This window comes from Paenibacillus sp. P4_A9, from assembly GCF_056402415.1.
On record NZ_JBFUHL010000002.1, the window covers coordinates 283,898 to 310,280 of the forward strand.

Below are 26,383 nucleotides of genomic sequence, written 5' to 3' on the forward strand. Positions count from 1 at the left end.
GTGTATAGAAGCTATGTTGGATGGCGCAAGAAAGGTTCTACAACAGGTTTATGGGTATCCTGAATTTCGCGAGGGTCAGAAAAATATTATTACGAACCTTCTCGAGGGTAAGGATACCTTAGGCATTATGCCAACAGGCGGCGGGAAATCGATCTGTTACCAAGTGCCAGCTATGCTGATGGAGGGTGTGACACTAGTCATTTCCCCTCTCATTTCCTTGATGAAGGATCAGGTAGATGCGCTCGGCGCGCTCGGTGTTCCTGCCACGTTCATTAATAGTACGTTGGAAGCCAAAGAAGTGGAACAGCGCATGCAGGGGGCTATGCAAGGCAAATATAAGTTGCTCTACATTGCACCTGAGCGTCTGGAGTCGGAGCGGTTTCGAGCACGGATGGCGGCGTTGAATCTGCCCCTGGTTGCGATTGATGAGGCGCATTGTGTCTCGCAGTGGGGACATGATTTCCGACCGAGCTACGTCTCGATTGCGCCGTTTATTCGTCAGCTGCCAACTCGGCCGATCGTGGCGGCTTTCACGGCAACCGCTACCGCTGAAGTTACAGCGGACATTGCCCGCCTGCTAGATCTAGATGCCGCAGGGATTTTCATCAACGGATTTTCCCGTGACAATTTGGAGCTAACCATTCTTCGCGGAGAGAAGAAGCGGGATTACATACAGAACTATGTGAAGGAACATACGCATCAGCCCGGCATTATTTACGCTGCGACGCGTAAGGATGTTGAAGATTTGTACGAGACGTTGCGCAAAAAAGGCTTCGCTGCAGGCAAGTATCATGCTGGTATGCCGGATGATGAGCGCTCCTACATGCAGGAGGCGTTTCTCTACGATGATATTCGCGTGATGATCGCGACGAATGCTTTTGGGATGGGCATTGATAAGTCCAATGTGCGGTACGTGATTCACTACAATATGCCGAAAAACATGGAGGCGTATTACCAGGAAGCCGGGCGTGCGGGGCGTGATGGTGAGCCAAGCGAATGTATTCTGCTGTTCAGTGCGCAGGACATTATGACGCAGAAGTTCCTGATCGAGCAGAACCAGCTTTCGCCTGAGCGCAAAGCGAACGAGTACAAGAAGCTCCAAACCATGATCGACTACTGCTATTCGCCGCGCTGTTTGCGGAACGCTATTTTACATTATTTTGATGAGCAAAATATTAAAGATACCTGCGGGAACTGCAGTTCCTGCAAAGACGATCGCGATACCGTCGACATTACCGTCGAGGCGCAAAAGATCTTCTCCTGCATTCGCCGCATGAACGAGCGCTTCGGGATCTCGATGGTCGCTTCAGTGCTGAAGGGCTCCAAGGCGAAGAAAATCATGGACTATCGCTTCGATCGTCTGCCGACACACGGTATCATGAGCAATTTGCCGGAAAAAGAAATTGCCGAGTTGATCAATGTACTGATTTCGGAAGGCTTCTTGCAGCTATCCGAGGGTCAATACCCGGTTGTTCGGTTGATGCAGCCTGCAGCGGAAGTGCTTCAGGGCAAGCTGCCTGTGAATCAAAAGGTACGCAAACAACCCGTTCGCGCTGTCGCCGCGATGGACAATACGTTATTCGAGCAGCTTCGGTTGCTGCGTCGTGAGATGGCTGCGCGCGAGAAGGTGCCGCCGTATATTATTTTCGCCGACAGTACGCTGCGTGAGATGAGTGAGAGCTGTCCGACGACGGAAGCCGCGATGCTGCGCATCAAAGGGGTCGGTGAGGTGAAATACCGCAACTACGGGAAGCCGTTCCTTGAGCTGCTTCGCACGTATGCGGGAGAGAGCGATATGGGCGCGGTTGCTTATGATTATGAGTAGGGAGTGCGAGGGCGTTGATGAGGGCGAAGCTAGAGAAAGCTGAAGTTGATTTGCGGCTTGCCGAGCTAGGCACGTGGCATCTAGAGGCAGAAGAGAGCAAGTGGATCGTTCGGAAGTATCGATTCAAAGCTTTCCTGCAGGGAATCACCTTCGTTAATGAAGTCGCTCGCATCTCGGAGGCGGTGAATCACCACCCCATGATCGCGATTGATTATAAAATGGTGACATTGCGCCTGACCTCGTGGAGTGCAGGAGGCTTAACTGAGCTGGATTTCTCGACCGCTCTAAAGTTTGATCAGGCGTATGCGGAGGCTATCGCAGAGCAGGGGTGACGCAGGATCGCGGGGGTTGGGCATCGTCAAACGTCGACACTAGAGCTAGGGATCCGCGCGCGTTGGTCGGTGATTATATGCGGGCTAGGACAATACTCGGACCTGTGTAGACCATGCAGTGGAAATCAGCCGGCCCTGTCGGTATCCATTTCTCGTAACTATCCGTGATCGTGAAGCCAGCACGCTGGTAAGCGCGAATCGCTCGCTCGTTCCAGACGAGCACTTCGAGGTCAATCTCCTGTTGCGGAGCCCTTTGTTGGGCTTCTGCCACAAGGAGCTGAACAAATGATGAGCCGAGTCTATTGCCGAGGCCATTTGTGCTCGTGTTGTTGCGTCCACTCTCGCCCCGGCCTTCGCTTTCGCTGTTGCTAACCCCACCCTTACCGCAAAGATCCGGCCGAAGCCCGAGGCCTAGTCGGGTGACACCCATAAGGGGGAAGAACTGAACGAACCCATATAACGTCCCTGATTCATCGACAACACCGCGATACTGCGCTTCTCGTATTTGAGGATCAGCGAATTCGGAGTGGTTCTGCAGCATAGTATTCCAGGTGGGCCAGTTGTAGAGATCGTAAGGAGCGGGATAGCGCCAGGTGCAAAGCTCCTGACAAGCTTTTTCGGTTAGCGGAACCACACGCCAAGGTAAAGTTAAGGTAATAGGTTGAGGCATATTTTGGGCAACCTTTCTATAGGTACTATTTGGCCATCGTTCTATTTTAAAATAACAATCCCCATAATTCTACCTGTTCCCTGCCAGATACGGAATGACGTTCCGTAACTATTTGAACACTAATCTGTTTGCTTGTTCGATCGCATTTTTCATATCAATTACAATAAGGAGGGCACCCGTGATGACACAAGTGACCGTTCGTGAAGCCGTAATGTCCGATATTCCCCAGCTCAAAACTTTAATGCTCGCTTATATTGTGGATTTCTATCAGTACCGACAACCTGAAGATGATAAGCTGAACGCTTTGATTCATGAATTGCTCGAACAGAAGATTGGCATTCAATTTGTGGCAGAAACGGAGGAGGGGGCATTAGTTGGCTTTGCGACCTTATATTTCAGCTACAGCACACTGCGTGCCGCTAAGATTGCCGTCATGAACGATTTGTTCGTAATTGAAGAGGAGCGTGGGCAGGGAGCGGCGGCGAAGCTTTTTGCAGCTTGCAAAGGCTATGCAGCTAGACATGATTATGCCAAAGTAACCTGGGAAACAGCTCCAGATAACTTACGCGCGCAAGCTTTTTACGATAAAATGGGTGGAGACCGAGGTCATTGGCTGACCTTTTCTGTGATACCCACAAGTGGGATGGGCGATTAATTATAGTTAGGGGAAGGTGGCAGGAACCGTGGAAAATATCGTAAGTCAGAGTTGGCTGCTAGGGCAGCTTGGGGATGCAAATATCGTTATCGCGGATTGCCGCTTTGCGCTTGGAAAGCCAGATTTCGGCCGTGAACAGTATGAGCAGGAACATATTGAAGGAGCCGTGTATGTCGACTTGGAGAAGGACTTATCCGGTGCTTTGATGGCACACGGAGGGCGGCATCCGCTCCCGGATCTCGGGGCTTTCTCGATACTCGTCGGCAGCCTAGGCATTGACGGTACGAAGACCGTCGTTGCTTACGACGATCAAGGCGGAGCGATGGCATCGCGCTTGTGGTGGATGCTGAAATTCCTCGGCCACTCCGAGGTATACGTATTGGATCAAGGATTTAGTGCTTGGAAATCTGCAGGATATCCAGTTTCTTCTGAAGTACCTGCGGTATTCCCGCGAACCTTCTCACCGAAGGTGCACCGTTCCATGCTGGCTAGCATGGACGAAGTGAAGGACAAGCTCGGTCGCCCAGGCACCGTGCTCGTAGATTCGCGCGAGGAGCGCCGCTACCTCGGCTTGGAAGAGCCGATCGATGCGGTGGCTGGCCACATCCCGGGAGCACGCAACTTCTTCTGGAAGGGCGTTCTCGCCGAGAACGGCGCTTGGTTGTCAGCTGCGGAGCAGGAACAGCACTTTGCCGCACTGCGTGACGCTGATGAAATCATCGTCTATTGCGGCTCCGGCGTGACGGCTTGCCCGAACGTGCTGGGCCTCAGCGAAGCGGGCTTTGACAATGTGAAGCTCTACAGCGGAAGCTGGAGCGATTGGATTTCTTGGGCAGATAACCCGATTGCGACGGGTGAAGAGGAAAAAGCTTAGGTCGGACAATAGTGATACAGAGCAGGGCGAGTTGAACGCCGATGCTCTGTATTTTTTTGTCCTAATAACCAGCCCTCTAGTTGAGGGACTTCCTTCTGATAGCAAACAATGGCTTACGCTCACGGAAGGTATTTCACATCCTAGAGAGAACTCTTTAAACAACTGGAATCATGCAAATTCGATTACTTCCTCAGTAGTCAATAACGGGGGATGAAACGATGACCATTAGCGAGCAGACGATTATTCATTCATCGGGAAACAAAATTATAACAATGGATAAAGTGATTGCGATCGTCGGGAAAATAGCTGAACCGCTAATTTTGATATTGGAAAACGTATTAAGCTCCGCGGAATGCGAGGCTCTGATTGATCTAGCCAAAGACAGGATGAAGCGAGCGAAAATCGGTAAATCTCACGTCGTAAGCGATATTAGAACTAACAGCAGCATGTTCTTTGAGGAAAGCGAGAATGAATTGATACAAAGAATCGAAACTAGAGTATCTAGTCTGATGAATATACCGATCTCACATGCGGAGCCGCTGCAAATTTTACATTATAATGCTGGTGATCAGTATCAGTCGCATTGTGACTATTTCACATCTGGAAATGTTGCCAATAATCGGATTAGCACGCTGGTGATGTACTTAAATGACGTGGAAGAAGGCGGAGAAACGCATTTCCCGTCGCTTCACTTTTCTGTAACGCCCAAAAAAGGTAGTGCCGTCTATTTTGAATATTTTTATAACGATATTTCCTTGAATGCACTCACGTTGCATGCTGGGAATCCCGTCGCAGTTGGGGAGAAATGGGTTGCAACACAGTGGATGAGAAGACAAAAGCATCGTTTCATTTAAATCTTCTGGTGACAGGGAATGGTTGAGTAGTAAGGGCTTTGACAGTTTTGCCGGATGGCAGGACTATCAAAGCCTTTTTGTTTTTCTATTTTACGCGTCGGTATCTTCAGAACAAAAGGAAGCAAACCTTATTTCCACATAAGCGCTTTCGCTAGCGCCCACGCGGAGCCCACCCTCGACACTCTGCCATGTTTCTGGATGTACCGGTAGTCAGTTAGTATTACTCCTGCGTCGCGGATTGCATAGCCAAAGTCGTCATCCAGCATAAGCCGATATTCCCACACCCGTTTCTCCCAATGAGGAATGCCAGCTCGCATCGCGGCATCGTCGATGGCGGGATGAATGTACGTCTCGCTAATGCCGTCGGGCAGACGATACAGCTTGGCGATCAGCGATTGCTTAAACGTCTCGTAGGTCTCGCCTGGCAACACCTCAAACGGATGCGAGAGTAAATAGTCGGGAACCGCCACCCCAAGCACGCCTGCAAGGGACGATGCTTTGGCGACGACTCGTTCGACGCCGGGAATTGCAGCCAAAAGGGGATCTTCCGGGTGGACTTTACGGAACAAACGGAACGGCACTCCCCACTTGACGCATTGCCGTAGTACTTGCGGGATATGACTTCTTCCTGTTGCTGTTCCGTATAAACTGCCCATATGATTGTCGGCATGGGTAATCCGAATGCCGTACCCTCGCACCGCCTCATACTGGGCCTGCAGTTCCACCATGACGGCAGCCGTTTCGGCCTTCCGCTCGAACTGTTCGACCGTATGGTGCATATGCCCGCTTTCGTCGTGCAGAGAATGATGCCCGGTCAAGCTGCGCCATCGGATTGCATCGAACTCGCTCGTCAGCGTCAGATGGAGGCCGATGTTATCCAGCCCTTTCTTCACGCTCCACTCCGCAGCTTCCCGAAAGGAAGGCGCAGGAGCCATAATCGTCGCGGACGACACCTTGCGCTCCTCGAGCAAGTGCATAATCGCCGCGTTCATCGGCGGGCTTTGGCCGAAATCGTCGCAGTTAATGATGAGCATCTTTGGTCCCATTGGTCGCCATCCTTTCGATTTTCACGAATAACGAAACGAGGAAGGAAATACATAGCAAGCCGAGCGGAACGACGCTGATCAAATAACGGAACGTCGATTCGGGGTCAGGCCCTGGATCGTCACCACTTTTGTAGCCGAAGATGAGGCCTACGACGAGGAAGGCGACTGCTGCAATCAAGCCGCTGGAGCGGGTAATGAAACCGCTGACCGCGGTGTAAATGCCTTCCCTTCTGCTGCCTGTCTTCTCGAAATCTCGGTCGATAATGATGCCGCTTACAATCGGCGGGGTCACGAGAAAGCCTGCGAGACCGAAGCCGACCAAGATGCCGGCAAGAATGCCGCTGATCAAGTTCGTGCCGAACCAAAGTGGAATGACCGACAATGCGTAAGCGAGCAACGAAATCCGCCAGCCTTTAACCGGATCCATTTTCTTAATGATCCAATACCAAACCGCTACGAGCGGGATAACCGAGACGAAGATCGATGCGAATAAGACTGTATTTTGAGCTTCGGGAATTTTAAGCACGTACTTCGCGTAAAAAGGAATCGCCGAGGAGAGCAGCCCATTTACGGTTTGCGCAAAGGAGTTGGCAATGTTGAATATCCAGAACGGCTTGTTGCGGATGGTCTCCCTAAACGCATCTTTCATTTTCAATTGTTGCGCTGTTTGTGCTTCCTCATCTTCTTGGACGTTCGCGAGGAACAACAGCATAAGTGCGGCGAAAATAAGTGCGTACACGATCGACATGCTGCTGAAACCGATGGCGTCAAATAAGATCGGTGTCGCGGCAGTGCCGATTAATAGCCCGACAATCTGATAGCCTTGTTGGACCGCCGAGGCTTTGGCCCGCAGCCGGTTGCCCTTAAACAGCTCCGGGAACAGCGCGCCGTAGTTTACCCAAATGATTGTCGCTATCGCCTCATAAAAGATGAGCGCGATCAAAAACCAAGTGAACAGCCCGGCTTCAGACAAATCCTTCGGTGGGCTGAACACCATAATGAAAGCAAGCATGAACAGCGGAATTGCGCCAAACAGCCACGGTCGTCTGCGCCCGAACCGCGACTGGGTGCGGTCGGACAAGTAGCCGGCAATCGGCTGGTTAACTGCATCCCAGACGAGGAACACGGTGCGCGCGAGCGTCGCAAGCGCGACACCAAGGCCGAGCGTATCCACGTAATAGAAGAAATAGAAAGCTCCGAACGCTTGGCTAGGGATCGTCATCGCCAGCATTCCTAATGCGAACATCAGCGGAGTATTGCGCAGTCTGCCTCTCATCTCGTCACTCCTTCTCCGTAGGGAATAGGAGTGATTTCGACAATTCCTCTCATTTTTCCTTTATCTTATGCTCGAATCACTAGTAATTGGAGTGATACAACGCTTGTTACAGGGAAAATATGATTGACGAACAGCTTGCACCTATTCTAATATTCAATTAATGAATTGAATATGGAAGGATGTACAATTATGGAATCTAAACCCGATGCGACGAATCCTGCATCAGATTATAAGAATGAACTCTTTCAGCAACTAGCCCGGGTGGGGAAATGTCTATCCAGTGACAAGCGGCTTGAAATCTTGAGCTTGCTTTCTCAGGGGCCAAAGTCGGTAGAAAAGCTGGCAAAATCCACAGAGATGAGTGTCGCTAACATATCCCGCCATCTGCAGATTTTGCTTGATGCCAGACTAGTGAAGTTCAGCAAGAAAGGTACATATGTGATCTATTCGTTGGCCGACCCTTCAGTTGCCGCGTTTTTGTTTGCAATGTGGCGCGTTAGCGAGAGTCAACTTGCGGACGTCACGCGGATCAAGCAGGAATTTATGCAGGGGTATGAGGATGTACAATCGATATCATTGGAGGAAGCGATGGCGAAAATGAAAGCCGGAGCGATCATCCTGCTCGATGTTAGACCGCGTGACGAATATGAGGCGGGTCATCTTGCGGGGGCCATCTCCGTTCCGATGGATGAGTTGGAACTGTATCTCCACAATTTGCCTAGGCCTGCCCAAGTAGTGGTTTATTGCAGAGGTCCCTACTGCATCAGCTCGACAGAAACCGTTGCCAAGTTGCTGCGGGAGGGGATCACGGCGTACAAGTTGGAGGGGGGAGAGCATGAATGGCTGAAGGCAGCGAATTGATTAGAGAATATATTCATTCTCCGGAAAGACAGCAGCAGCTTTATCGCAGAACCTTAATGGTTGTGATCATTGCTCAACTATTTGGCGGAGCAGGGCTCGCCGCAGGCGTGACGGTTGGCGCACTGCTTGCGCAAGATATGCTCGGGACGGATAGCTTAGCTGGCCTCCCTGCGGCGCTATTGACACTGGGTGCTGCATCGTCTGCACTGCTAGTTGGACGGTTATCTGGGCGCTTCGGCCGCCGTGTAGGCTTAACCGCAGGCTTCCTTGCCGGAGGACTTGGGGCGATTGGCGTCGTATTCGCAGCTATTGCGGATAACCTTCCGCTTTTGTTTGCATCGATGCTGATTTACGGCGCTGGCACCTCGACGAACCTGCAAGCACGTTATGCGGGAACTGACTTAGCGGGGCCTAAGCAGCGAGCAAGAGCCATCAGCATGGCCATGGTATTCACGACGTTTGGTGCCGTTGCGGGGCCGAACTTGGTCGGGGTCATGGGACGATTCGCGACATCTGTCGGCGCACCTGCGCTGGCGGGTCCGTTCATGCTAGGGGCTGCGGCATTCATAATGGCGGGGTTAGTGTTGTGGGTAATGCTCCGCCCAGATCCCTATCTGGTGGCTAAAGCGATCGCCGAAGCACAAGAAGCCAATCCGTCTGTAGGAATGGGTTCTGGGAATCCTTTGGCGCCGACTGGCCGTAACCGAGGAATTATCATCGGCACAACCGTGATGGTCCTAACGCAGGTCGTGATGGTCGCGATCATGACGATGACGCCAATCCATATGAAACATTACGGACATGGGTTGAGTGCGGTCGGCATGGTGATCGGCATTCATATCGCGGCGATGTTTCTGCCTTCTTTGGTAACGGGGATTCTCGTGGACAAATTCGGGCGTACGTTTATGTCCTGCGTAGCGGGGGTTACGCTGCTGTTGGCGGGACTGCTTGCCGCATGGGCACCTGCCGATTCGATGGTCTGGCTTATCGTCGCGCTTGCGCTGCTTGGACTGGGCTGGAATTTCGGCTTAATCAGCGGTACTGCGCAGATCATCGATGCGACATCCCTGGCCACGCGTGCCAAGACACAAGGAACCGTGGATGTGTTGGTATCATTGGCGGGAGCGTCGGGTGGAGCTTTGTCGGGTATGGTCGTCGCCCATTCCAGCTTTGCCATTCTCTCACTATCGGGAGGCTTCCTATCCCTGTTACTGATCCCGGTTATGGTTTGGTCGCGTCGAGGGATTGGTCGCTAGGCTCTAAGCCAATGATTTCAGTACTCATAAAGCAAATCACTCGTCAACATATCAAAACCCACCTCTGGCTTGGCACTTCCGTGCAAGCTTTAGGTGGTTTTTTCCATTTGCAGCGGCTTATTCAAGTCCAGTTTTACCTGGCATCCAAAATGGCTTCACTTTGATTTGCCCGATTTCCCAGTGTGCATGTTGTTTGAAGTAGTTACGCAGTGCTACACAAACCCGTCCATCGCCTCCAACATACACCACCCCTTTTCCTTGCGCTTGCTTTAGGATTAGCTCTAATTGTTCCGTTATTATCAGCGTAAATCAGGCTAAACACTTTTTTGTGAGAGGGAATATGACGATTAATTTCATATAAATGAGCTAGTGATGAGACATCACCGATAAGGATATAATAATCACCGGAATCATCACTGACAAATTTACCTTTTGGTCCTGTGAAAAAAACGGTGTCATCCTTCTGCAGACGTTTAGCCCAACTTGCACCCGAACCCGGAAAACGTGCAAACTGCTAGCTCGATAGTCTGTGATGTCGAATCATATCCCCAGACGGAATAGGTTCTGATCATATCTGTTAGTTTGACTGGTTGATCCAGGCCTACTAATACCCGTAGAAACTCTCCTGGGGTATATGAAATACCTTTCGTATTTTGTAGCTTAAGAGAAATTCTAAATGTATGCTCAGCAATTTGGTGCTTATTGATGACGATAGCTTTATGTGAAATGCGTTTACCTAAGTTTTCTAATATTCCCATAGGAACAACTCCTTTGGATAAGGGGGATAATTAAATGAAATTTGAACTTGGACGTTGCCTATTACAAGACCGATTAGATGAGTACGGAATGACTAGAGAAGAACTATGCCGCGCTTTGCATTATAAGCCCGAGCGGCTCGTCGACTATTTGGAAAAAAAGAGAATTATGCCACTACAAGTCGCTATTTCTATTGCTGATACCATCGGCTGCAAAGTGAACGACCTGTATGAATTAATCGGGGGATAGTCAGCCACGAATAATTATCCTTATGCCATTTCTTCGCTATAGAGCGGTGTTAAGCTGAAGAAATGAACTTCTATATCCGGGGAGACGGCAAGTGTGAAGAACTCGTTTTGTTTTTTGTCGTTTTTTCATTAAAAAAAGGGCGAGAAAGCCACTGATATTGGTGGCTTCTAGCCCTTTTTATCTATTATCATACCGTTACAGGCATTAATTGCTCATCGTCGCTGCTTTCTTTCTTTTTACGCGAGAGAAAGTAAGCACTTGTTAGAATCAAGGAAGCTAGCAGGTAAATACTTAAGTAGCCGATTTGATGCCACATTTCAACGTACTGACCGCTGGAAATGACATACCTGAATCCTTGAATCGCATAGGTCATGGGCAGCCAAGGATGAATGGCTTGTGCCCAATTCGGCAGCAGCTCCAGCGGATACGTCCCCGCGCTTGAAGCCAACTGAAGGATCATGAGCAATAGAACAACGAATCGTCCTGGTTGATCCAACCATGTGACGAACATTTGAATGATCAGCATGAAGGTTAAGCCGACGACAAAGGTAAAGACGTAAAACAAGGGAATGCTCTGTACTTTCAAGTCTAAGAGATAGGTGAGAACAGTGGTTGCAATCAAAGCTTGGAACGTACTCATCAGACTAAAGGTTAGAAGCTTGCTAACGAGTAAGCGAAGCCCTCGTGCATCTGGCGATGATGTACTTCTCGCTGCGTAGATGGTCGTGAAAACGAGTGAGCCTGCGAAAAGAGCCATGGAAATGAAATAGGGAGCAATTCCGTTCGCATAGATCGCAACCTTGCGGTCGTCATTTGCTGTAATTTTCACGGGCTCTGCCAGCATGCTAATCGTTTTGTCGTCCGCTTTGACGGCTGCAGTCTGCTTGGCCGCATCGTTCAATTTCGCAGCCAATTGACTGCTTCCATCAACTAACTTCAGTGCACCCGCATCAAGCTCAGTCGCACCCTCACCCAGCTGCGCGGCTCCGCTGGCTACTGTATGAATGCCCGCAGCCATTTGCGTCATGCCGCTGGCCAAATCTCCAGCCCCGGTGCTGACTTGCGCCGCACCGCTCTGCAGCTTGGTGCCCCCATCAGCTAACGCGGGCAGTTTCGAATTGAACGTGTGTAAGCCATCAGCCAGCTGCTGCTCACCTGTTTGTAGTTGCGTGGCTCCAGCAACTAATTGCTGTTGTCTGTTACGGAGCTTCTCAGCTCCGGTTACTAGCTTTTCTGTGCCGGAAACCACGGCCTGACCACCGGTGAGAAGCTTCTTCTGCGCGTCATGCAGCTTCTTGTTCCCCTCAGCAACCTCTTTACTGGCTGCAACGAGTTTAGTAAGTGAAGCATTCGAAGCTAAATCCGGATGCGCCGCGACGAATGCCTCAAGACCTGAGGCGACTTGTGCGGAGCCGTCTTCCAATTTCTCACTAGCTGTTTCAGCTGATGTGAGGTCATCTACCAATTGATTGCTTCCCGTGGAGGAGGAGGCAAGGCCAGAGGCTAATTGATCTGCGCCTGTTTGGGATGCTTGCAGGCCTGTCACTAAGGAAGCTGTACCTGCTAAGGTTTGCTGCGCACCTTGTTCCAGCTGTGCGCCTGCGTCATGCAATTGGCTCGCTCCGCTCGACAGGGCAGCGGCGCCATGGCTAACTTCCAAGGCGCCTGAGCTTAGCGCCGAGGCTCCTTTTTGCAGCAAACCAGCATTGTCGTCTAGTTGCTTGGTACCGTCCGCAAGGATGACCAAATTGGTTTTTACTTGATGAATCCCATCACTTAAGGATTTTGCGCCAGCACCCAGATCAGAGGCTCCTTTACCAGCTTCGCTAAGCCCGTTCGAAATGGTTTCGAATTCCGATAGAATGCTTGTAGAGTAAGCTTCCGTCAGTGTTTTGGACAGCTTGTTTTTTAACTCTTTCGTTGCGCTTTCTCCGATCTGACCGGCCACAAAGTTGTAATAGCTATTGGATTCATAAATAATTTCCGCCTGCTTCGGGTTCGCACTAGTAATAGAGGCTGCATCTGTTGAAAAAGTAGCGGGCACCGTAATGGTGGCATAATAATGGTTATTTCTCATACCTTGTGCGGCGTCTTCAGCACTCATAAAGCCCCAGGAAAAGTTTTCATTTTTGCGCAGCTCATCCATAAATTCATTGCCTATATTTCGTGATTCGCCTTCAAAATCAGCGCCTTGATCCAGATTGACGACAGCAATGGGCAGCTTCTCCAGTTGACCGTAGGGATCCCATGTTCCTTTAAGTAAGAATCCGCTATATAGAATAGGGACTAATGCGACGGCGATAAATGTGATGATCATCATGGGGTTCTTGATAAAGCGGCGAAATTCACCTGCGAATACGTATAAAATGTTTTTTTTCAATTGCAATGCTCCTTTACTTGTGACAATCGTCGTTAATGATGTTCCCTTTTTCCAATGAATTATTCGGCAAGGTCAATTACTGTCACTGTATAATACCACCGGCAAATGATAAAATATATTTAAGAATAATTTATAATAGTAAATAAAAATTTAAGGATGAGTGTCGTTGAACGTCATACAACTCCAGTATTTCATTGATTCAGTCGAGTCTGGTTCATTTACAGAAACGGCCAAAAAACATGGCATTACCGTTCCAGCGGTCAGCCAATCCATTAGTCAGCTAGAGAATGAATTAGAAGCTACGCTTTTTACCCGTTCCAAAAAAGGGATTGCTCTTACACAGGATGGGTTCAAAGCGATGAAATATGCACGTACCATTTTAACCAATGTCCGAAATATGAGAAATGAGCTCTCCAAGTCCAATCCAATCAATGCAGGGAATATCGTCATCGCCACGATACCCGGCATGGTTTCATTGGTTACGAACTCAACGATTACTTTTATGGGGATTTACCCTCATATTAATGTTCAACTTCTGGAGGGTGATAATACAGCGGTGATGAATCAGGTCATGAAAGGGGAAGCGGATATGGGGTTCGTCTCCTTGTCGCGAGAGAGTCAGGACGAATCGTTTACCTGGGAGCCCGTGATTCGCGGGGAGGCTGTTATTGTTGTGAATAAGCAATCCCCTTTGCGATTTTTAACAGCCATAACAGGTTCTGAATTACATAATGAAGTATTCGTTATTTATAAAGACGCTTATATTGAGAAGATTGCAGCGGAGTTGATTTCCGGAGATCCAGGTAACCGTATTGCGTTAACGACCAATAACACCCAAGCCATCATGCAAATGGTGAGCCGCGGCAATGCCATTACCATAGCAACAGATTACATTGTGACTACCATGCCGGAGAAGTTCAAGAGCGAGGTCGTCACGATACCGATCGGGAAATATAAGAAGTACCCCAATTACTTGTGGCGGATCACGAAGAAGGACGTGGAGGTATCTGCGATTATTAAAGAGTATACGCAGCATTTGTATGCGAATTTGGAGTGAATGGGTTATAATCATCGAATTAAGTGAAAGTTGAAAGGGCACTGGAGGGATTAGTATGGCTTTGACAATTTACGTAGTGGATGCTTTCACTGGAACTGCTTTCAAAGGCAATCCGGCCGCAGTTTGTTTAACTTCGGAACCTCTCGAGGATGTTGTCATGCAGAATATAGCTACCGAAATGAATCTATCGGAGACGGCTTTCTTGTTCCCGCAGGACGCTGGGTACTCACTTCGATGGTTTACTCCAGACGCAGAGGTTGACTTGTGTGGTCATGCTACATTAGCAAGCGCACATATGCTGTGGGAAACAAATATTTTAGCGCAGGATAAGACTGCGAATTTCTATACCAAAAGTGGACTTCTCACTGCGGTGAAGCAAGATTCATGGATTCAATTAAATTTCCCTGCGGAACCAGTCAGCGAAAGTGAATATCCTAAGGAATTAATTGAAGCATTACAAATCGAGCCTATATTTGTTGGACGAAATAGATTTGATTATTTTATTGAAGTGGAATCCGAAGATATCGTCAGAAACTTAATGCCTAATTTCTACATATTGAAAACAATAAACGCAAGAGGAATCATTATAACAAGCAGATCGAATGAATATGACTTTGTATCTAGATGCTTTTTCCCAGCGGTAGGGGTCAACGAAGATCCTGTAACTGGTTCCGCACACTGTGGTCTTGGTCCATATTGGGGTAAGAAATTAAATAAAACTGAAATGGTTGCTTATCAGGCTTCTGAACGAGGTGGTCATCTTAAAATTAATCTTCTTAAAGATAGCGTATTAATGTCTGGTCAAGCGGTGACCATAATGAAGAGTGAGTTTTTAGTTATTGAATGAAAAGCAATGGCTGAGGTATTTAGTAACCTCAGCGGTTGCTTTTTTCTTTTACTTCGCCCCATAACCCCCAAAAGTAATCACCACATTCCCCTTTCTTACGCCCAGTCTCAGCATATCGATGAGCCTCGGCCATTTGTTCCAACGGGTAGCGCTTATCGATCACTGCTCTTATCTTTCCCATCTCAAAAAATTTCTGTATCTATGTTCGTATCCTGAACCTTTTTAGCTAAATAAAATGCCTTTAACCCAAACATGATATAATCAGCCTAGAACTGATGCAGGTAAAAGGGGATAGCCATGAGCGTAATTCGTTTAGAGAACGTCACGAAGAAATATGAAGATACGATGATCTTCCGCGATATTTATTTTAAGGTGAGCCAAGGTGAGCGTATCGGCTTAATTGGACGGAACGGTTCCGGGAAATCGACGGTTTTTAGACTGATCATGGGTAAGGAAGAGCCGACGTTAGGCAAAGTAGAAATAGACCCGCAGGTCAAAATAGGGTACTTCTCGCAATTTTCTGAAATGACCGGAAGCTTGTCCGTTCAGCAAGAGTTGGAAATGTGTTTCGAGCAGGTTGCGCTTATTGAACGCGAGTTGCAGGAGGTTGGAGAAAAGCTTGGTATCGTCACCGATGACGGAGAAATGGATAAGCTGTTGACGAGGCAGGCTGAGCTATTTGAGCAAATGGAGCATTTGGACGGATGGAATGTATCCGTTGAGATTAATACAGTGCTTACGAAGCTTGGGTTTAATGAGCGGTCGCGTCATCAGCCCATTGATGAGTTATCCGGTGGTTGGAGAAACCGTGCTGCGCTGGCCAAAATGCTCATCGAGCTACCTGATGTTGTCCTGCTGGACGAGCCGACCAACTACTTGGATATCGAAGGTATTGCATGGTTGGAGCAGTGGCTTTATCGCTTCAAAGGCGCGATGATTCTGATATCCCATGACCGAGAATTTATCGACAAAGTGGTTACGCAGGTGATCGAGATCGAGAACTATCGTTTTCAGGACTATGAGGGCAATTACACCGACTATATCCGCAAAAAGAAGATGCGCAAAAAGGAGCTCGACCGCCAATTTGAGTGGGAAGAAGAGCTGCTCCTCATGGAATCGGAAGCCATCGATAGCCGCGCCAGCAAGAAAACGTCCAAGGACCGTCTCTCGCGTCAGCTAGCCGATAACAAAAAACGCATAGAACCGCACCCAGTCAACGTGTTGATCACGGATATTTATGAGCGACTGCGGTTTCCGGACAAGCTGTGTGAAGTTAAGGGGATCGGGCAGACCTATGAGGGTCGGACCATTTTCCAGGACGTCAGCTTCGATATTCAAAAGGAAGACCGCCTAGTCATCGTTGGCCCGAATGGAAGCGGGAAATCCACGCTCATTAAGGTGCTTACGGGACAGGAGAAGCCGGAGTCCGGCGAGGTCATCTGGGAAAAAGGCGTCAGCTACGCCTACTTTAACCGGATGTGGGAGGAGCTAAATCCGAAGGATACGGTTAGCCACGCGGTGAATACGTACGGCTTGGGACTGGATGCCCCGCGGAAAAAGGTGAACAAATTCCTCGCCATGCTGCAATTCTCGGAGATGGATCTCAGCAAGTTCATCGGTAACCTCTCTGGGGGCCAAAAAGCGCGTGTCGCGCTAGCTAAATGCCTGCTTTCGGGCGCCGCAGTTATCATCTTAGATGAGCCGACGAATCATTTGGATCTCATGAGTATTCAAGTCATGGAGCAGGCCTTGATTCATTTCCCTGGTGCTGTGATTACGGTCAGCCACGATCGCTTCTTCATCGATAAAATCGGCACGAAAATGCTGACGTTCGATCCGGCAACGGGGGTTAGCGAGCAGAATCTATAAATGGGAGGGATCGTATGGGTCGGTTTACAGTGGGACAAAGCATATGGATTCAAGTTTCGCTAGAACGTGCGTGGCAAGCAGTAACCGAAGCGGGGGAGCTTTCCCTTTGGTACGCACCCGGTTCACCTTGGGACATTCCATCGCTTGAGCCTGGCGCAACGGTATACTTCCATCACTCCCCGAATGCTTACCATACAGGTACGGACGTTGTTACCTTGCGCGCAATCATCGAGGGGCTTGAACCACTGCAACACATTGCATTGCGGTGGGATCTGGGGATACCCGATTACGAGATGATCACGACCTTTCTCCTAGCGAAGGAAGGGGACGGCATACGTGTGACCATGACGGAGACAGGGTATGAAACGAAGGAACAGGCGAAGCCGACGGAAGAGGGCTACGCCATGTCTTTGGAGAATTTGAAGGCCCATCTGGAAGGTCGAGCGTTGCCTTATTAAAAGTTTCGGTCTTTCAAAAGTGATTAGGCATAAATAAAGAGGGGATCCTAAGGATTCTCTTTTTTTCTTAATTTTAACGAGCATCCTGAATATGACAACTGGAAAATAGAAGCCCCTTCACAATTGAAGGGGCTCTGTAGCAAGGCATAAGCCGCGATCCCAACAGCCAGAAAAGCCAAAATGCCAAACACCATTGGGCTCAGCCTAGCTCTTTAGACTAAATCCAACTCCAAAACAACCGGACAATGATCGCTCCCTAGAATATCGCAAGCAATCGATGACTCAGTAATCTTAGGTGCTAAGCGCGCTGACGCGAGGAAATAGTCAATCCGCCATCCCACATTCCGGGCACGAACGCCTGGCATATTGGACCACCATGAATACATGTCCGTTCTTTCTGGATAGAGATGTCGGAACGTATCGACAAAGCCTGCTGCCAGTAAGTCCGTCATTTTGCCACGCTCTTCGAGGGTGAAGCCGGAGTTGTTGTGATTGCCTTTGGCATTTTTCAAATCGATTTCGTTATGGGCCACGTTCAAATCACCGCAAACCAATACGGGCTTAGCCGCATCTAATCCGACTAAATAATCGCGAAACCGATCTTCCCACTCTAACCGATAGGGCAGTCTGGATAAATCACGCTTCGCATTCGGTGTGTACACCGTCACGAGATAGAAGTTCTCGAATTCCAAGGTCAGGATGCGACCTTCGGGCTCTGAATCTTCTTCGATGCCATAACGGATAGAAAGTGGCTCCACTTTTGAGAAAACAGCTGTGCCGGAATACCCTTTTTTCTCCGCATAATTCCAATATTGCTTATACCCCTCGCCGAGGTCGAGGTCGATCTGTCCCTCTTGCAATTTCGTCTCCTGCAGGCAGAATAAGTCAGCATTCACCTCTTTAAAATATTCCGTAAATCCTTTATTCACGCAGGCTCGCAAGCCATTTACATTCCAAGATACGAGTTTCATATGCTGTTTCTCCTTGCTCTCTGCTTATAATTTGTACAACCTAAAAAACAGTGTACCATATGTTCGCCCATAGGGTTGTCCTATTCCAACAAATCCCCCAATATAAGAAAATACCACACCAATTCATCAGGATTATTGATTTAAATTCTTTCTCGGCTGGTGCTATACTTTATTTATCCTACTAAACGTATAGGTTTAATATTACACCTGTGAAAGTGAGGGTCCCCCAATGACCAAAATATACAATAACTTAACAGAGCTAATCGGCAATACACCGCTGCTTGAGCTCTGGAATTTCAATAAACGGCAAGAGGTAGAAGCGCGAATTGTCGCGAAGCTGGAGTATTTCAATCCGGCAGGGAGTGTGAAGGATCGCATTGGCTATGCCATGCTGAAGGATGCGGAACGCAAGGGGGAAATCAATCAGGACACGGTCATTATTGAGCCGACAAGTGGGAATACAGGTATCGGTCTTGCCTTTGCTGCCGCTGCCTTGGGTTACAGGCTGATCATCATTTTACCGGATTCGTTCAGCGAGGAGCGGAGAAAAATTGTCAGAGCGCTAGGTGCAGAGCTCGTTCTCACACCAGCTGCCGAAGGTATGCAAGGGGCGATTCGCAAAGCCAAGGAATTAGCTGCTGGAATGCCGAACTCGTATATCCCGCAGCAATTTAGCAATCCTGCCAACCCCGACATTCATCGCACAACAACAGCGGAAGAAATATGGCGAGATACGGACGGTAAGGTTGATATCTTCGTGGCTGGCGTAGGTTCAGGAGGCACCATCACGGGTGTAGGAGAGATCCTGAAGCAGCGACATTCCGATGTGCAAATTGTTGCAGTGGAACCGGCAGATTCCCCTGTACTTTCAGGTGGCACACGAGGCGTGCACCAGATTCAAGGGATCGGTGCTGGTTTTGTGCCGGATAATTTTAACCGGGCTGTCGTGGATGAAATTCTCACCGTAAGCAACGAACAGGCGATGGAGACGGCACGCCAATTGGCCAAGAGCGAAGGACTTCTCGTCGGTATTTCATCTGGAGCGGCAGCATATGCAGCAGTCCAACTAGCGAAACGACCTGAGAATAAAGGGAAGACAATCGTCGTCATCCTGCCGGATACCGGTGAGCGATATTTGTCATCGGCGCTTTTTGCAGAACTCGAATAGAGGAAGTAACGCAGCAATTTAACCGTGAAGGATAGTACCGCAAAAAAGAGACTATGGGGCCATCCCCATAGTCTCTTTCAGTTCGGGCAGAAGCCCGGCGTTTTGGCGCAGATGAGCTTGGCGTATTTCGGATCCAGCTTTGCCAGTTCATTGAAATAGCCGCTAACCGCATGATTACCTGCCAACGATCCGGTCGGAAAGTCGAGCTCAACGCCTTTTTTAACATGAATATAGTGATAGAGATCACCCGTGAGCGGAGATGTATAAACGAGCGGGGGAAGCTTAGGGACCATATCATTGCGATTGTAGATGCGGTAATGGGGACCTGTTTTACGGTTAAATTGATTAGCGAAGGTCGTATTCCCCACACGAGGTGAACCGTAGGTATAGACAGCAGGGTCTTTGAACTTCGTATTCGTTGCTAGATCAGAAGCACATAATGACGCGAGTGCACCGCCTAAGCTATGCCCCGTCAGGTAGAGCTGCTTGTGAGCAGATAACTTGCTCATGGCCGTTATAATTTGCTTGCGCGCAGATTGATAGATATCCAGAAAACCTTGGTGCACAAGGCCGCCTTGTTTGGCATAGGGGAATTCGGTTTGCCTAGCAATGGCGTCGGAGATCCAATCTGAGGCGGTGGAGGTCCCTCGAAATACAACGTCAATTTGGCTGTCGGATTCCGTTATGAAGCCAAACAGCTCGCGCCCGCCAAAGGCCGAATTCGCTGTAATTGGAGTAATAATTCGATAAGTAGCAGGCAATATAATGCCTTCCGTACCCTGTTCCAGTTGCGTATAGCTTTGACCGCACATCGCCGCGAGGCGAATGGCAGTTCGCGTATCCATAGAGTTGTTGAACATGATTCCATGCCTCCACAGCCAGGATAAGATATACCTATTCATATGAAAATAATGGATACATGTCCTCCGACAATTGCCTATTTGTGAGGGATTTCAGGTATAATAGGCATGTTGCAACCAGTACAAACGCGAAGCAATGTTGGTTGTCAACGCTACGAAAGGTGGAATAGACACATGTTAAGAAGGTTTTTTTCATACTATCGGCCCTATAAGCACTTATTTATATTGGATTTTACTTGTGCGGTGGTGGCTGGGCTATTGGAACTTGGGTTCCCGCTCGCCGTCAATCAGGTTGTCGATAAATTACTTCCTGCGGGCAATTGGGGTTGGATTATATGGGCTTGTTTAGGTCTGCTTGCCGTCTATGGTCTTAACACACTGCTCCATTTCGTCGTCACGTATTGGGGGCATAAGCTGGGGATTAATATTGAAACGGATATGCGCAAAAAGATGTTCAACCATCTGCAAAAGCTGAGTTTTCGGTTCTATGACAATAACAAAACAGGGCAGTTAATGTCGCGTATGTCGAATGATTTGCTAGAAATCGGCGAGGTTGCGCATCATGGACCTGAGGATCTGTTTATTGCCGTGATGACGCTCATTGGCGCACTTATACTCATGCTGCAAATTAATGTGAAGCTGGCACTGTTAACTTTCGTCATTGTGCCATTCCTGTTATGGATTGCAGTGTATTTTAATCAGAAAATGACAAAGACGTTCCGTCGCATGATGGGCGATCTTGCGGATATTAATGCGAGAGTCGAAGATAACATTGGCGGTATTCGAGTGGTACAAGCATTCGCGAATGAATCTCATGAGAAGAAATTATTCGATGTGAACAATGGACGATTCCGATTGACGAAGCTGGCTTCTTATAAAATCATGGCGTGGAACATTTCATTAAGCTACATTTTAATGCGTTCCGTTACGGTATTCGTGCTCATCTGTGGTACTTGGTTTGTTATCGATAAGCAAATTAGCTATGGTGAGTTTATTGCCTTCGTACTATTAACCAGTGTATTCTTGGGTCCCATTCAGAAAATCAATAACGTCATTGAGAGCTATCCGAAGGGGATTGCTGGCTTCAAAAGATACATCGAAGTGATCGATACCGAGCCTGAGGTGGCTGATCATCCGAATGCCCGCAAGGTGGATCACCTGGAGGGGCAGATCAAGTTTGATAGCGTCTCCTTCGGTTACGGGGACGAAGATCGCGTCTTGAACAACATCTCCCTTTCTATTCGAGCGGGAGAGACGGTCGCATTCGTCGGGCCATCCGGCGCAGGCAAAACGACCATCTGTTCTCTGTTGCCTCGCTTCTACGATGTCACCGAAGGCAGCATCACGATTGATGGACTCGATGTCCGTCAGATCGAGTTGGAATCGCTGCGCCGCCAAATCGGCATCGTGCAGCAGGATGTGTTTCTGTTCTCCGGCACGATGCGGGAGAACATTGCGTACGGCAAGCTAGGCGCGACGGATGAGGAGATCTGGGACGCTGCGCGTCGCGCGCAGCTGCAGGGGTATATCCAGTCCCAGCCGAAGGGGCTGGATACGGTGATCGGAGAGCGCGGCGTCAAGCTCTCCGGCGGGCAGAAGCAGCGCCTCGCGATCGCGCGCATGTTCTTGAAGAATCCGCCGATTCTCATCCTAGATGAGGCGACATCGGCGCTGGATACAGAGACCGAAGCGGCGATCCAGCAATCCTTGGCGGAGCTGTCGAAGGGCCGCACGACGCTCGTCATTGCGCATCGACTCGCGACGATCAAGAACGCTGACCGTATCGTTGTTGTAACGGAAGAAGGCATCACCGAGCAAGGCGCGCACGAGGAACTTATCGCTGTTGGCGGTGTGTATAGCCGACTGCATCACGCGCAGTTTAGCTCTTAGGTTAGGAAGCTTTCACTTCCCACTTAATTGTGGGAGGTGAAAGCTTTTCTCATTTTCTGCAGAATGTACTAGTCCTTTCCAAAAGCTTCATGATAAACTATGACAATACGAAAATCTATTTTACCGCAGGTAAATAATAATTGAGGTGTATGGATTGAAGTCGATAGGACGATGGCTATTGCTGGGTGTTATCACACTGATCGGTATTTTCTTGCTGAGCAATATTAAGATGATGTTCCTGTCAGTTCAGCCGGATCAGATTAAAGTGATGGTCAATTCCAGTATTAGCATGCAGAAGGTAAGCGAGATGCTGCCAGGCAGTCGCGTTTTAAATGAGAAAGAAGGGCTTTTTCAAGTGCCATACGGGAAGTTCTGGGAGTACCAAGGAACAGCGAGCACCATCAGAGGCGTGTTGCGATCCTCAGTCGTTCCGTTGGATGTGCCAGTCGTTTCTTGGCGCCATTATACCTATACGGTGACAAATCAGCTAAAAGGCTTTCTTCACGGTGATTTCGGGAAATATCGGGATCCTTACAATCGCAAAGAGGTGACCATAAGTGAAGCAATCCCTAAAATGTTGTTGAAAACGTGCAAGTACTTCATTCCTGGCCTGCTGCTCGCGATTGTGCTCAGTATGCTATTTGCGCTGTGGGCTTCCATTTCAAGAGGAATCGGTGCTTTAATGGATGGTATTCATGCACTACTTATCGGATTACCGGACTTTTTCCTGATCGTACTTATTCAGTTAGGGGCGATATATGCCACCAGGCTTCTGGGGCACTATGTGCTGCTGATCGTTCAAGTGGGTGATCGAACACCGTTCCTTATTCCGTTCCTGACGATAGCGTTGATTCCTTCCGTTACGATCTACGGGACTCTGCGTGTCGCTATTGCGCGCGAGCTGGGGCAGGATTATGTGATAACTGCGCTAGCTAAAGGCTTGACGCGTCGCGAGGTGATCTTCTCGCATGTGCTGCGTAATGTGATGGAGGATGTATTGGCAATTTTGCCTAGAGCTACGACACTCGCATTAGCTAGCATGGCGGTCGCGGAGGCCATTTGTGGCATTGGGGGTCTGGGAGGCTTCATTATCTTGCCGATGTATCAGGGGTTGTCCTCGATGTCTGCCGTTTGTATGGTGCTTGGTTTAGTTGCAATGGCGTTTCATATTCTCTACGCGCTGCTGCGGAAGTGGTTTGTGGTACGTGCGGAGGAGGTGGCCAGGGTATGAGGAAACGTCCAACTACTGCTTTTTATGTATCGATCGCTTTCCTAGCCATCTTCCTGCTTGTGATGGTGTTCGGGAGCTGGATGAAGCCGCATGGCATAACTCCAGAGGACAAAATCAACATGATCCAATACCAAGAAGACGGCAAAACGAGATACAGTATTCCGCCTTATGCACCCAATAGCACATTTCTGCTCGGAACGGATCATCGGGGCTTCGACATGCTCAGTTTATTATTGAATGGGTTAAAATACACCCTTGGCACTGCGCTTGGACTGACTTTGCTTCGTTTTGCCTTTGCATTGCCATGGGGGTTTTGGAGCGGGATGACAGGCAAAGGACGGGGCTTGCTTCGATCCCTGCAGTGGGCGGTTGCGGCGGTGCCGGCATTTATTTTCCTCTACCCACCTTTAGTTGGCATGTATTATGGGTTGCGGCTTGATCTCGGGATCAAAGCAGACCCGCACAACAAGTTGTTATTCAGCGTTACCTTCATCATTCTCGTTACACTAATTGGCGTGTTCCCATTAGCGCATCAGGTCGCAGACCGTACACGCTATTATAGCGGCAAAATGTACATTGAAGCGTCCCGCCTCATGGGCGGTTCCTTCTGGCATCGAACGCTGCGGCATATCTTCCCATCGATGAGAAATGAAATGATGTTCATGTTCTTAAGCGAGTTCATGCAGGTACTCTTCCTACTCGGTCAGCTTGCTGTATTCAATCTCGTGCTGGGCGGCACCGAAACGATCGGTGACGCAGAAGCAGGCTTCTCGATTTCCATCAGCACCTCAGGGGAATGGTTGTCGCTGATCGCCTACGGCGCACGCTATATTCGTCTGCATCCGTGGATTATTCTCAGCGCGGGAACGAGCTTTGCCATGCTGTTCCTCTCTCTGCAATTTTTCTTAAATCAGCTCAAACGCCGCTATGGCGAGGAACGACAGCTGATGTAATAGAGTCGAGCGTCCATCCGTAGGGTGGGGCTCGGCTTTTTTTGTCGTTGTCATAGCACGTCACTTCCTATGCCTAACGGACGTCACAGTCGTTATTGGCTTCCTTGGGGCGCCTTTTTGCCCCCAAAACCGTAAATAACGGCGGCTGGAGTCCGTTAGATCGGGAACCAGTCTATTTTTCTGGGAATAGCGGCATACAGGTCCGTTAGAAATTCAGTAGATCGATCGTTTGTTCCTCCGTCACTGCGAGGGTAACTTCTGGTATGTAGTTTTATGGTAAAATAGCCTTAATCCAAACCATTACATAGGAGGCATCAACCGTGAGTGTAACATTCCATACAACCGTGATGAAAGCCCACAATAAAAATGCTACTGGGATCTCCATTCCCGAAGAGGTCATGACTTCTTTAGCAGGTGGCAAAAAGCCAAGCGTTTCCGTGACCTTGAACGGTTACACTTATCGGACAACGATCGCCGTCATGGGTGGCGAATACCTCATCCCGCTCAGCGAAGCCCATCGACAAGCCTCCGGCTTGAAAGCCGAAGACCCTGTCGAGGTGACGCTAGCTCTAGATCTAGCGCCTCGCACGGTTGAAGTACCGGCCGATCTTCAATCGGCATTGTCTGAAGTAGAAGGCGCTATCCAGCGGTTTGAAGCTCTCGCTTTCTCCAAGCGTAAGGAATTCGTCCGGCAGGTCGAGGATGCCAAAACACAAGAAACGCGCCTCCGCCGGATCGCCAATGTGGTCACGCAAATGAGCGAGGTCTAAGGCTCGAAGCACCTTAGTGCCCAGATGTAAATTTCAACCCAAGCACACCGACCAAAATCAAAACCATAAACAAGATACGAACTAAACTTATCGGTTCATTGAGAAATAGCGTGCCAATGATAATTGCGCCGACTGCACCGATCCCGGTCCAAGCGGCATAGGCGGTTCCGATGGGAAGAGTTTTCGTAGCTGCCGCTAAAAAATAAAAGCTAACGATCATTCCGAGAATCGTGACCACAGTGGGGACAAGCCGTGTAAATCCGTTGGAAAATTTCAATGAGATGGCCCACACCACCTCAAAAACACCTGCAATGGCCAGATATAACCATGCCATAAGTTCTCACTCCTTTATGTTTGCGATCGATGTTGTTGTTAGTGTCACCAAAAAAACAGAGAAAAGCCCGAGAGTCTCGCATTGCTGCGTTAGACTCCCGGGCTTTTCTCCCTCCGTGACCACAGCGTATTCGCTGTGTGTTTTCCCTTGGACCAGCAGGCGATTACACGCCTCGGAACCCTAGAAAACGACATGCCGTTATTATAAGACGGCTCACATTCGATGTCAAGTTACACATTCTGGTTGTTAGGGGCTTCCTCTGTTGACCGTATCTCAGCCGTCCATTCTATACTAATCCTCCAACGTAATCCCGTTCAATGCCACATGCGCACGGAACATGTCCATGCCGTCCGGCTGTTCCTGCTCGGGTATCCAAGTGCCTGACTCCCAAATCTTCGAAAGCTTGAGCGCGCGGCTGCAATGCACGAATCATTCCTGCACTTCAACGCCAACAGCTGCGACTGGTGATTTGCCATTCAGCTGCATCGTCGCCAGTAATTCCTCATCCTTCGTCAAATAAGCGCGGCCATTAACGCGGAGCACCATTTCGACACCGGGAATGATGAACAGGAGACCGACTTGCGGGTTGGTCAGCAGATTTTGCATCGAGTCTAGTCGGCGATTGCCGAGTCTTTCTGGGAAGATGAAGCGGCGTTCATCTAAGACGCGAACGAATCCTGGGGCATCCCCGCGTGGGGACACATCGCTCGAGCCATTCGCATTCGACGTAGAGAAGAAGAATAAGGGCGATTTGGCGATGAAAGCACGTGCGTGCTCGTCAATCTGATTGATTACTTTATTTTTAATCGCGGGATGCGGCTCGCCAATATCCGCTCTAATCTCATCAATGGATTGAACAATACCGGGAAATGGGGGAAGTGTGCTAGCGTTTGTATCCATGCAGTCCGATCCTTCCTCGAATAAAACGTGTAGTTGTTGAT

Annotated in this window: 29 protein-coding genes and 1 riboswitch; of the genes, 17 read left to right on the forward strand and 12 right to left on the reverse strand. The window is 49.1% G+C overall.

What is annotated here, in order from left to right:
- Window positions 1–13 precede the first annotated feature (13 nt).
- The gene (gene recQ, locus AC1DVJ_RS03550; RefSeq protein ID WP_477588403.1) at window positions 14–1,825 is read left to right on the forward strand and encodes a DNA helicase RecQ; all 1,812 of its coding nucleotides are present in this window, start codon (window positions 14–16) and stop codon (window positions 1,823–1,825) included.
- Window positions 1,826–1,842: 17 nt separating this feature from the next.
- On the forward strand, window positions 1,843–2,157 hold the full coding sequence (locus tag AC1DVJ_RS03555) for a 4a-hydroxytetrahydrobiopterin dehydratase (RefSeq protein ID WP_477588405.1): 315 nt from the start codon (window positions 1,843–1,845) through the stop codon (window positions 2,155–2,157).
- A gap of 73 nt (window positions 2,158–2,230) precedes the next feature.
- Here AC1DVJ_RS03555 and AC1DVJ_RS03560 read toward each other — a convergent pair whose 3' ends face one another.
- A complete protein-coding gene (locus tag AC1DVJ_RS03560; protein WP_477588407.1) occupies window positions 2,231–2,827 on the reverse strand; it encodes a GNAT family N-acetyltransferase in 597 nt (198 codons plus the stop codon).
- Between the two features lie 181 nt (window positions 2,828–3,008).
- Between AC1DVJ_RS03560 and AC1DVJ_RS03565 the strand changes: the two genes are divergently transcribed.
- The 3 genes from AC1DVJ_RS03565 (at window position 3,009) to AC1DVJ_RS03575 (ending at window position 5,210) form a co-directional block, all read left to right on the forward strand.
- The gene (locus AC1DVJ_RS03565) at window positions 3,009–3,482 is read left to right on the forward strand and encodes an N-acetyltransferase family protein (protein WP_477588409.1); all 474 of its coding nucleotides are present in this window, start codon (window positions 3,009–3,011) and stop codon (window positions 3,480–3,482) included.
- 28 nt (window positions 3,483–3,510) lie between these two features.
- Entirely contained in the window at window positions 3,511–4,356 is an 846-nt protein-coding gene (locus AC1DVJ_RS03570; RefSeq protein ID WP_477588411.1) for a sulfurtransferase, read from the forward strand.
- Between the two features lie 218 nt (window positions 4,357–4,574).
- Complete coding sequence (locus tag AC1DVJ_RS03575) at window positions 4,575–5,210, forward strand: prolyl hydroxylase family protein (protein ID WP_477588413.1); 636 nt, start codon at window positions 4,575–4,577, stop codon at window positions 5,208–5,210.
- Window positions 5,211–5,338: 128 nt separating this feature from the next.
- Here AC1DVJ_RS03575 and AC1DVJ_RS03580 read toward each other — a convergent pair whose 3' ends face one another.
- Together AC1DVJ_RS03580 and AC1DVJ_RS03585 are read right to left on the reverse strand one after the other, a co-directional pair.
- Complete coding sequence (locus AC1DVJ_RS03580) at window positions 5,339–6,256, reverse strand: polysaccharide deacetylase family protein (RefSeq protein WP_477588415.1); 918 nt, start codon at window positions 6,254–6,256, stop codon at window positions 5,339–5,341.
- Window positions 6,231–7,532, reverse strand: coding sequence for an MFS transporter (locus tag AC1DVJ_RS03585; RefSeq protein ID WP_477588417.1), 1,302 nt, complete (start codon window positions 7,530–7,532; stop codon window positions 6,231–6,233). Before AC1DVJ_RS03585 ends, AC1DVJ_RS03580 begins: the two co-directional genes overlap by 26 nt.
- A 189-nt stretch (window positions 7,533–7,721) precedes the next feature.
- Between AC1DVJ_RS03585 and AC1DVJ_RS03590 the strand changes: the two genes are divergently transcribed.
- Window positions 7,722–8,393: an ArsR/SmtB family transcription factor gene (locus tag AC1DVJ_RS03590; protein WP_477588419.1), complete on the forward strand. Its 672-nt coding sequence runs from the start codon at window positions 7,722–7,724 to the stop codon at window positions 8,391–8,393.
- The gene (locus AC1DVJ_RS03595; RefSeq protein ID WP_477588421.1) at window positions 8,372–9,649 is read left to right on the forward strand and encodes an MFS transporter; all 1,278 of its coding nucleotides are present in this window, start codon (window positions 8,372–8,374) and stop codon (window positions 9,647–9,649) included. The genes AC1DVJ_RS03590 and AC1DVJ_RS03595 overlap by 22 nt, the downstream gene beginning before the upstream one ends.
- Window positions 9,650–9,766: 117 nt before the next feature.
- On the opposite strand, the gene AC1DVJ_RS03600 is transcribed toward AC1DVJ_RS03595, so the two are convergent.
- Together AC1DVJ_RS03600 and AC1DVJ_RS03605 are read right to left on the reverse strand one after the other, a co-directional pair.
- Window positions 9,767–9,895 carry a hypothetical protein gene (locus AC1DVJ_RS03600; RefSeq protein ID WP_477588423.1) on the reverse strand — a complete coding sequence of 43 codons (129 nt, stop codon included), beginning with the start codon at window positions 9,893–9,895 and terminating at the stop codon, window positions 9,767–9,769.
- Window positions 9,896–10,122: 227 nt separating this feature from the next.
- Entirely contained in the window at window positions 10,123–10,407 is a 285-nt protein-coding gene (locus AC1DVJ_RS03605; protein WP_477588425.1) for an FAD-binding oxidoreductase, read from the reverse strand.
- A gap of 34 nt (window positions 10,408–10,441) precedes the next feature.
- Here AC1DVJ_RS03605 and AC1DVJ_RS03610 point away from each other — a divergent pair, with 34 nt between their 5' ends.
- The gene (locus tag AC1DVJ_RS03610; RefSeq protein ID WP_477588426.1) at window positions 10,442–10,654 is read left to right on the forward strand and encodes a helix-turn-helix domain-containing protein; all 213 of its coding nucleotides are present in this window, start codon (window positions 10,442–10,444) and stop codon (window positions 10,652–10,654) included.
- A gap of 187 nt (window positions 10,655–10,841) precedes the next feature.
- On the opposite strand, the gene AC1DVJ_RS03615 is transcribed toward AC1DVJ_RS03610, so the two are convergent.
- Window positions 10,842–13,034 (reverse strand): YhgE/Pip family protein, encoded by a 2,193-nt coding sequence (locus tag AC1DVJ_RS03615; protein ID WP_477588428.1) that lies wholly within the window; start codon window positions 13,032–13,034, stop codon window positions 10,842–10,844.
- Window positions 13,035–13,200: 166 nt separating this feature from the next.
- Here AC1DVJ_RS03615 and AC1DVJ_RS03620 point away from each other — a divergent pair, with 166 nt between their 5' ends.
- Window positions 13,201–14,091 (forward strand): LysR family transcriptional regulator, encoded by an 891-nt coding sequence (locus tag AC1DVJ_RS03620; protein WP_477588429.1) that lies wholly within the window; start codon window positions 13,201–13,203, stop codon window positions 14,089–14,091.
- 55 nt (window positions 14,092–14,146) lie between these two features.
- Window positions 14,147–14,938 carry a PhzF family phenazine biosynthesis protein gene (locus tag AC1DVJ_RS03625; RefSeq protein WP_477588430.1) on the forward strand — a complete coding sequence of 264 codons (792 nt, stop codon included), beginning with the start codon at window positions 14,147–14,149 and terminating at the stop codon, window positions 14,936–14,938.
- Between the two features lie 28 nt (window positions 14,939–14,966).
- Here the strand turns inward: AC1DVJ_RS03625 and AC1DVJ_RS03630 are convergent, their stop codons facing one another.
- On the reverse strand, window positions 14,967–15,119 hold the full coding sequence (locus AC1DVJ_RS03630; RefSeq protein WP_477588431.1) for a zinc-binding dehydrogenase: 153 nt from the start codon (window positions 15,117–15,119) through the stop codon (window positions 14,967–14,969).
- Between the two features lie 116 nt (window positions 15,120–15,235).
- On the opposite strand from AC1DVJ_RS03630, the gene AC1DVJ_RS03635 reads away from it, so the two are divergent.
- Both AC1DVJ_RS03635 and AC1DVJ_RS03640 read left to right on the forward strand, forming a co-directional pair.
- Window positions 15,236–16,807 (forward strand): ABC-F family ATP-binding cassette domain-containing protein, encoded by a 1,572-nt coding sequence (locus tag AC1DVJ_RS03635; RefSeq protein WP_477588433.1) that lies wholly within the window; start codon window positions 15,236–15,238, stop codon window positions 16,805–16,807.
- A gap of 14 nt (window positions 16,808–16,821) precedes the next feature.
- Entirely contained in the window at window positions 16,822–17,265 is a 444-nt protein-coding gene (locus AC1DVJ_RS03640) for an SRPBCC family protein (protein WP_477588434.1), read from the forward strand.
- A 212-nt stretch (window positions 17,266–17,477) separates the two neighbouring features.
- Here the strand turns inward: AC1DVJ_RS03640 and AC1DVJ_RS03645 are convergent, their stop codons facing one another.
- On the reverse strand, window positions 17,478–18,236 hold the full coding sequence (locus tag AC1DVJ_RS03645) for an exodeoxyribonuclease III (protein WP_477588436.1): 759 nt from the start codon (window positions 18,234–18,236) through the stop codon (window positions 17,478–17,480).
- A 229-nt stretch (window positions 18,237–18,465) separates the two neighbouring features.
- Here AC1DVJ_RS03645 and cysK point away from each other — a divergent pair, with 229 nt between their 5' ends.
- Entirely contained in the window at window positions 18,466–19,404 is a 939-nt protein-coding gene (gene cysK, locus AC1DVJ_RS03650; RefSeq protein WP_477588438.1) for a cysteine synthase A, read from the forward strand.
- A gap of 77 nt (window positions 19,405–19,481) precedes the next feature.
- Here cysK and AC1DVJ_RS03655 read toward each other — a convergent pair whose 3' ends face one another.
- The gene (locus tag AC1DVJ_RS03655; RefSeq protein ID WP_477588439.1) at window positions 19,482–20,264 is read right to left on the reverse strand and encodes a lipase family protein; all 783 of its coding nucleotides are present in this window, start codon (window positions 20,262–20,264) and stop codon (window positions 19,482–19,484) included.
- A 174-nt stretch (window positions 20,265–20,438) separates the two neighbouring features.
- On the opposite strand from AC1DVJ_RS03655, the gene AC1DVJ_RS03660 reads away from it, so the two are divergent.
- The 4 genes from AC1DVJ_RS03660 to AC1DVJ_RS03675 all read left to right on the forward strand — a co-directional run bounded on the left by AC1DVJ_RS03660 (window position 20,439) and on the right by AC1DVJ_RS03675 (window position 25,108).
- Window positions 20,439–22,154, forward strand: a complete 1,716-nt coding sequence (locus AC1DVJ_RS03660) for an ABC transporter ATP-binding protein (RefSeq protein ID WP_477588440.1) — start codon at window positions 20,439–20,441, stop codon at window positions 22,152–22,154.
- A gap of 154 nt (window positions 22,155–22,308) precedes the next feature.
- On the forward strand, window positions 22,309–23,385 hold the full coding sequence (locus AC1DVJ_RS03665) for an ABC transporter permease subunit (RefSeq protein ID WP_477588441.1): 1,077 nt from the start codon (window positions 22,309–22,311) through the stop codon (window positions 23,383–23,385).
- On the forward strand, window positions 23,382–24,338 hold the full coding sequence (locus tag AC1DVJ_RS03670; RefSeq protein WP_477588442.1) for an ABC transporter permease subunit: 957 nt from the start codon (window positions 23,382–23,384) through the stop codon (window positions 24,336–24,338). The genes AC1DVJ_RS03665 and AC1DVJ_RS03670 overlap by 4 nt, the downstream gene beginning before the upstream one ends.
- A 320-nt stretch (window positions 24,339–24,658) precedes the next feature.
- Complete coding sequence (locus tag AC1DVJ_RS03675; protein ID WP_477588444.1) at window positions 24,659–25,108, forward strand: YdeI/OmpD-associated family protein; 450 nt, start codon at window positions 24,659–24,661, stop codon at window positions 25,106–25,108.
- 13 nt (window positions 25,109–25,121) lie between these two features.
- On the opposite strand, the gene AC1DVJ_RS03680 is transcribed toward AC1DVJ_RS03675, so the two are convergent.
- From AC1DVJ_RS03680 to AC1DVJ_RS03690, 3 genes are all read right to left on the reverse strand, one after another.
- Window positions 25,122–25,442, reverse strand: a complete 321-nt coding sequence (locus tag AC1DVJ_RS03680; RefSeq protein WP_477588446.1) for a DMT family transporter — start codon at window positions 25,440–25,442, stop codon at window positions 25,122–25,124.
- A 92-nt stretch (window positions 25,443–25,534) separates the two neighbouring features.
- A riboswitch (guanidine-I (ykkC/yxkD leader) is annotated at window positions 25,535–25,637 on the reverse strand.
- A 96-nt stretch (window positions 25,638–25,733) separates the two neighbouring features.
- The gene (locus tag AC1DVJ_RS03685) at window positions 25,734–25,868 is read right to left on the reverse strand and encodes a hypothetical protein (RefSeq protein ID WP_477588447.1); all 135 of its coding nucleotides are present in this window, start codon (window positions 25,866–25,868) and stop codon (window positions 25,734–25,736) included.
- A 3-nt stretch (window positions 25,869–25,871) separates the two neighbouring features.
- Complete coding sequence (locus tag AC1DVJ_RS03690) at window positions 25,872–26,342, reverse strand: MSMEG_1061 family FMN-dependent PPOX-type flavoprotein (protein WP_477588448.1); 471 nt, start codon at window positions 26,340–26,342, stop codon at window positions 25,872–25,874.
- Between the last annotated feature and the right edge of the window lie 41 nt (window positions 26,343–26,383).

Excerpts from the sequence above, each read along its gene's own strand:
- recQ (WP_477588403.1), top strand. The coding sequence starts at position 14 with ATGTTGGATGGCGCAAGAAAGGTTCTACAACAGGTTTATGGGTATCCT.
- AC1DVJ_RS03555 (WP_477588405.1), top strand. The coding sequence starts at position 1,843 with ATGAGGGCGAAGCTAGAGAAAGCTGAAGTTGATTTGCGGCTTGCCGAG.
- AC1DVJ_RS03560 (WP_477588407.1), bottom strand. The coding sequence starts at position 2,827 with ATGCCTCAACCTATTACCTTAACTTTACCTTGGCGTGTGGTTCCGCTA.
- AC1DVJ_RS03565 (WP_477588409.1), top strand. The coding sequence starts at position 3,009 with ATGACACAAGTGACCGTTCGTGAAGCCGTAATGTCCGATATTCCCCAG.
- AC1DVJ_RS03575 (WP_477588413.1), top strand. The coding sequence starts at position 4,575 with ATGACCATTAGCGAGCAGACGATTATTCATTCATCGGGAAACAAAATT.
- AC1DVJ_RS03580 (WP_477588415.1), bottom strand. The coding sequence starts at position 6,256 with ATGGGACCAAAGATGCTCATCATTAACTGCGACGATTTCGGCCAAAGC.
- AC1DVJ_RS03585 (WP_477588417.1), bottom strand. The coding sequence starts at position 7,532 with ATGAGAGGCAGACTGCGCAATACTCCGCTGATGTTCGCATTAGGAATG.
- AC1DVJ_RS03590 (WP_477588419.1), top strand. The coding sequence starts at position 7,722 with ATGGAATCTAAACCCGATGCGACGAATCCTGCATCAGATTATAAGAAT.
- AC1DVJ_RS03595 (WP_477588421.1), top strand. The coding sequence starts at position 8,372 with ATGGCTGAAGGCAGCGAATTGATTAGAGAATATATTCATTCTCCGGAA.
- AC1DVJ_RS03605 (WP_477588425.1), bottom strand. The coding sequence starts at position 10,407 with ATGGGAATATTAGAAAACTTAGGTAAACGCATTTCACATAAAGCTATC.
- AC1DVJ_RS03610 (WP_477588426.1), top strand. The coding sequence starts at position 10,442 with ATGAAATTTGAACTTGGACGTTGCCTATTACAAGACCGATTAGATGAG.
- AC1DVJ_RS03625 (WP_477588430.1), top strand. The coding sequence starts at position 14,147 with ATGGCTTTGACAATTTACGTAGTGGATGCTTTCACTGGAACTGCTTTC.
- AC1DVJ_RS03630 (WP_477588431.1), bottom strand. The coding sequence starts at position 15,119 with ATGGGAAAGATAAGAGCAGTGATCGATAAGCGCTACCCGTTGGAACAA.
- AC1DVJ_RS03635 (WP_477588433.1), top strand. The coding sequence starts at position 15,236 with ATGAGCGTAATTCGTTTAGAGAACGTCACGAAGAAATATGAAGATACG.
- AC1DVJ_RS03640 (WP_477588434.1), top strand. The coding sequence starts at position 16,822 with ATGGGTCGGTTTACAGTGGGACAAAGCATATGGATTCAAGTTTCGCTA.
- AC1DVJ_RS03645 (WP_477588436.1), bottom strand. The coding sequence starts at position 18,236 with ATGAAACTCGTATCTTGGAATGTAAATGGCTTGCGAGCCTGCGTGAAT.
- cysK (WP_477588438.1), top strand. The coding sequence starts at position 18,466 with ATGACCAAAATATACAATAACTTAACAGAGCTAATCGGCAATACACCG.
- AC1DVJ_RS03655 (WP_477588439.1), bottom strand. The coding sequence starts at position 20,264 with ATGTTCAACAACTCTATGGATACGCGAACTGCCATTCGCCTCGCGGCG.
- AC1DVJ_RS03660 (WP_477588440.1), top strand. The coding sequence starts at position 20,439 with ATGTTAAGAAGGTTTTTTTCATACTATCGGCCCTATAAGCACTTATTT.
- AC1DVJ_RS03670 (WP_477588442.1), top strand. The coding sequence starts at position 23,382 with ATGAGGAAACGTCCAACTACTGCTTTTTATGTATCGATCGCTTTCCTA.
- AC1DVJ_RS03680 (WP_477588446.1), bottom strand. The coding sequence starts at position 25,442 with ATGGCATGGTTATATCTGGCCATTGCAGGTGTTTTTGAGGTGGTGTGG.
- AC1DVJ_RS03690 (WP_477588448.1), bottom strand. The coding sequence starts at position 26,342 with ATGGATACAAACGCTAGCACACTTCCCCCATTTCCCGGTATTGTTCAA.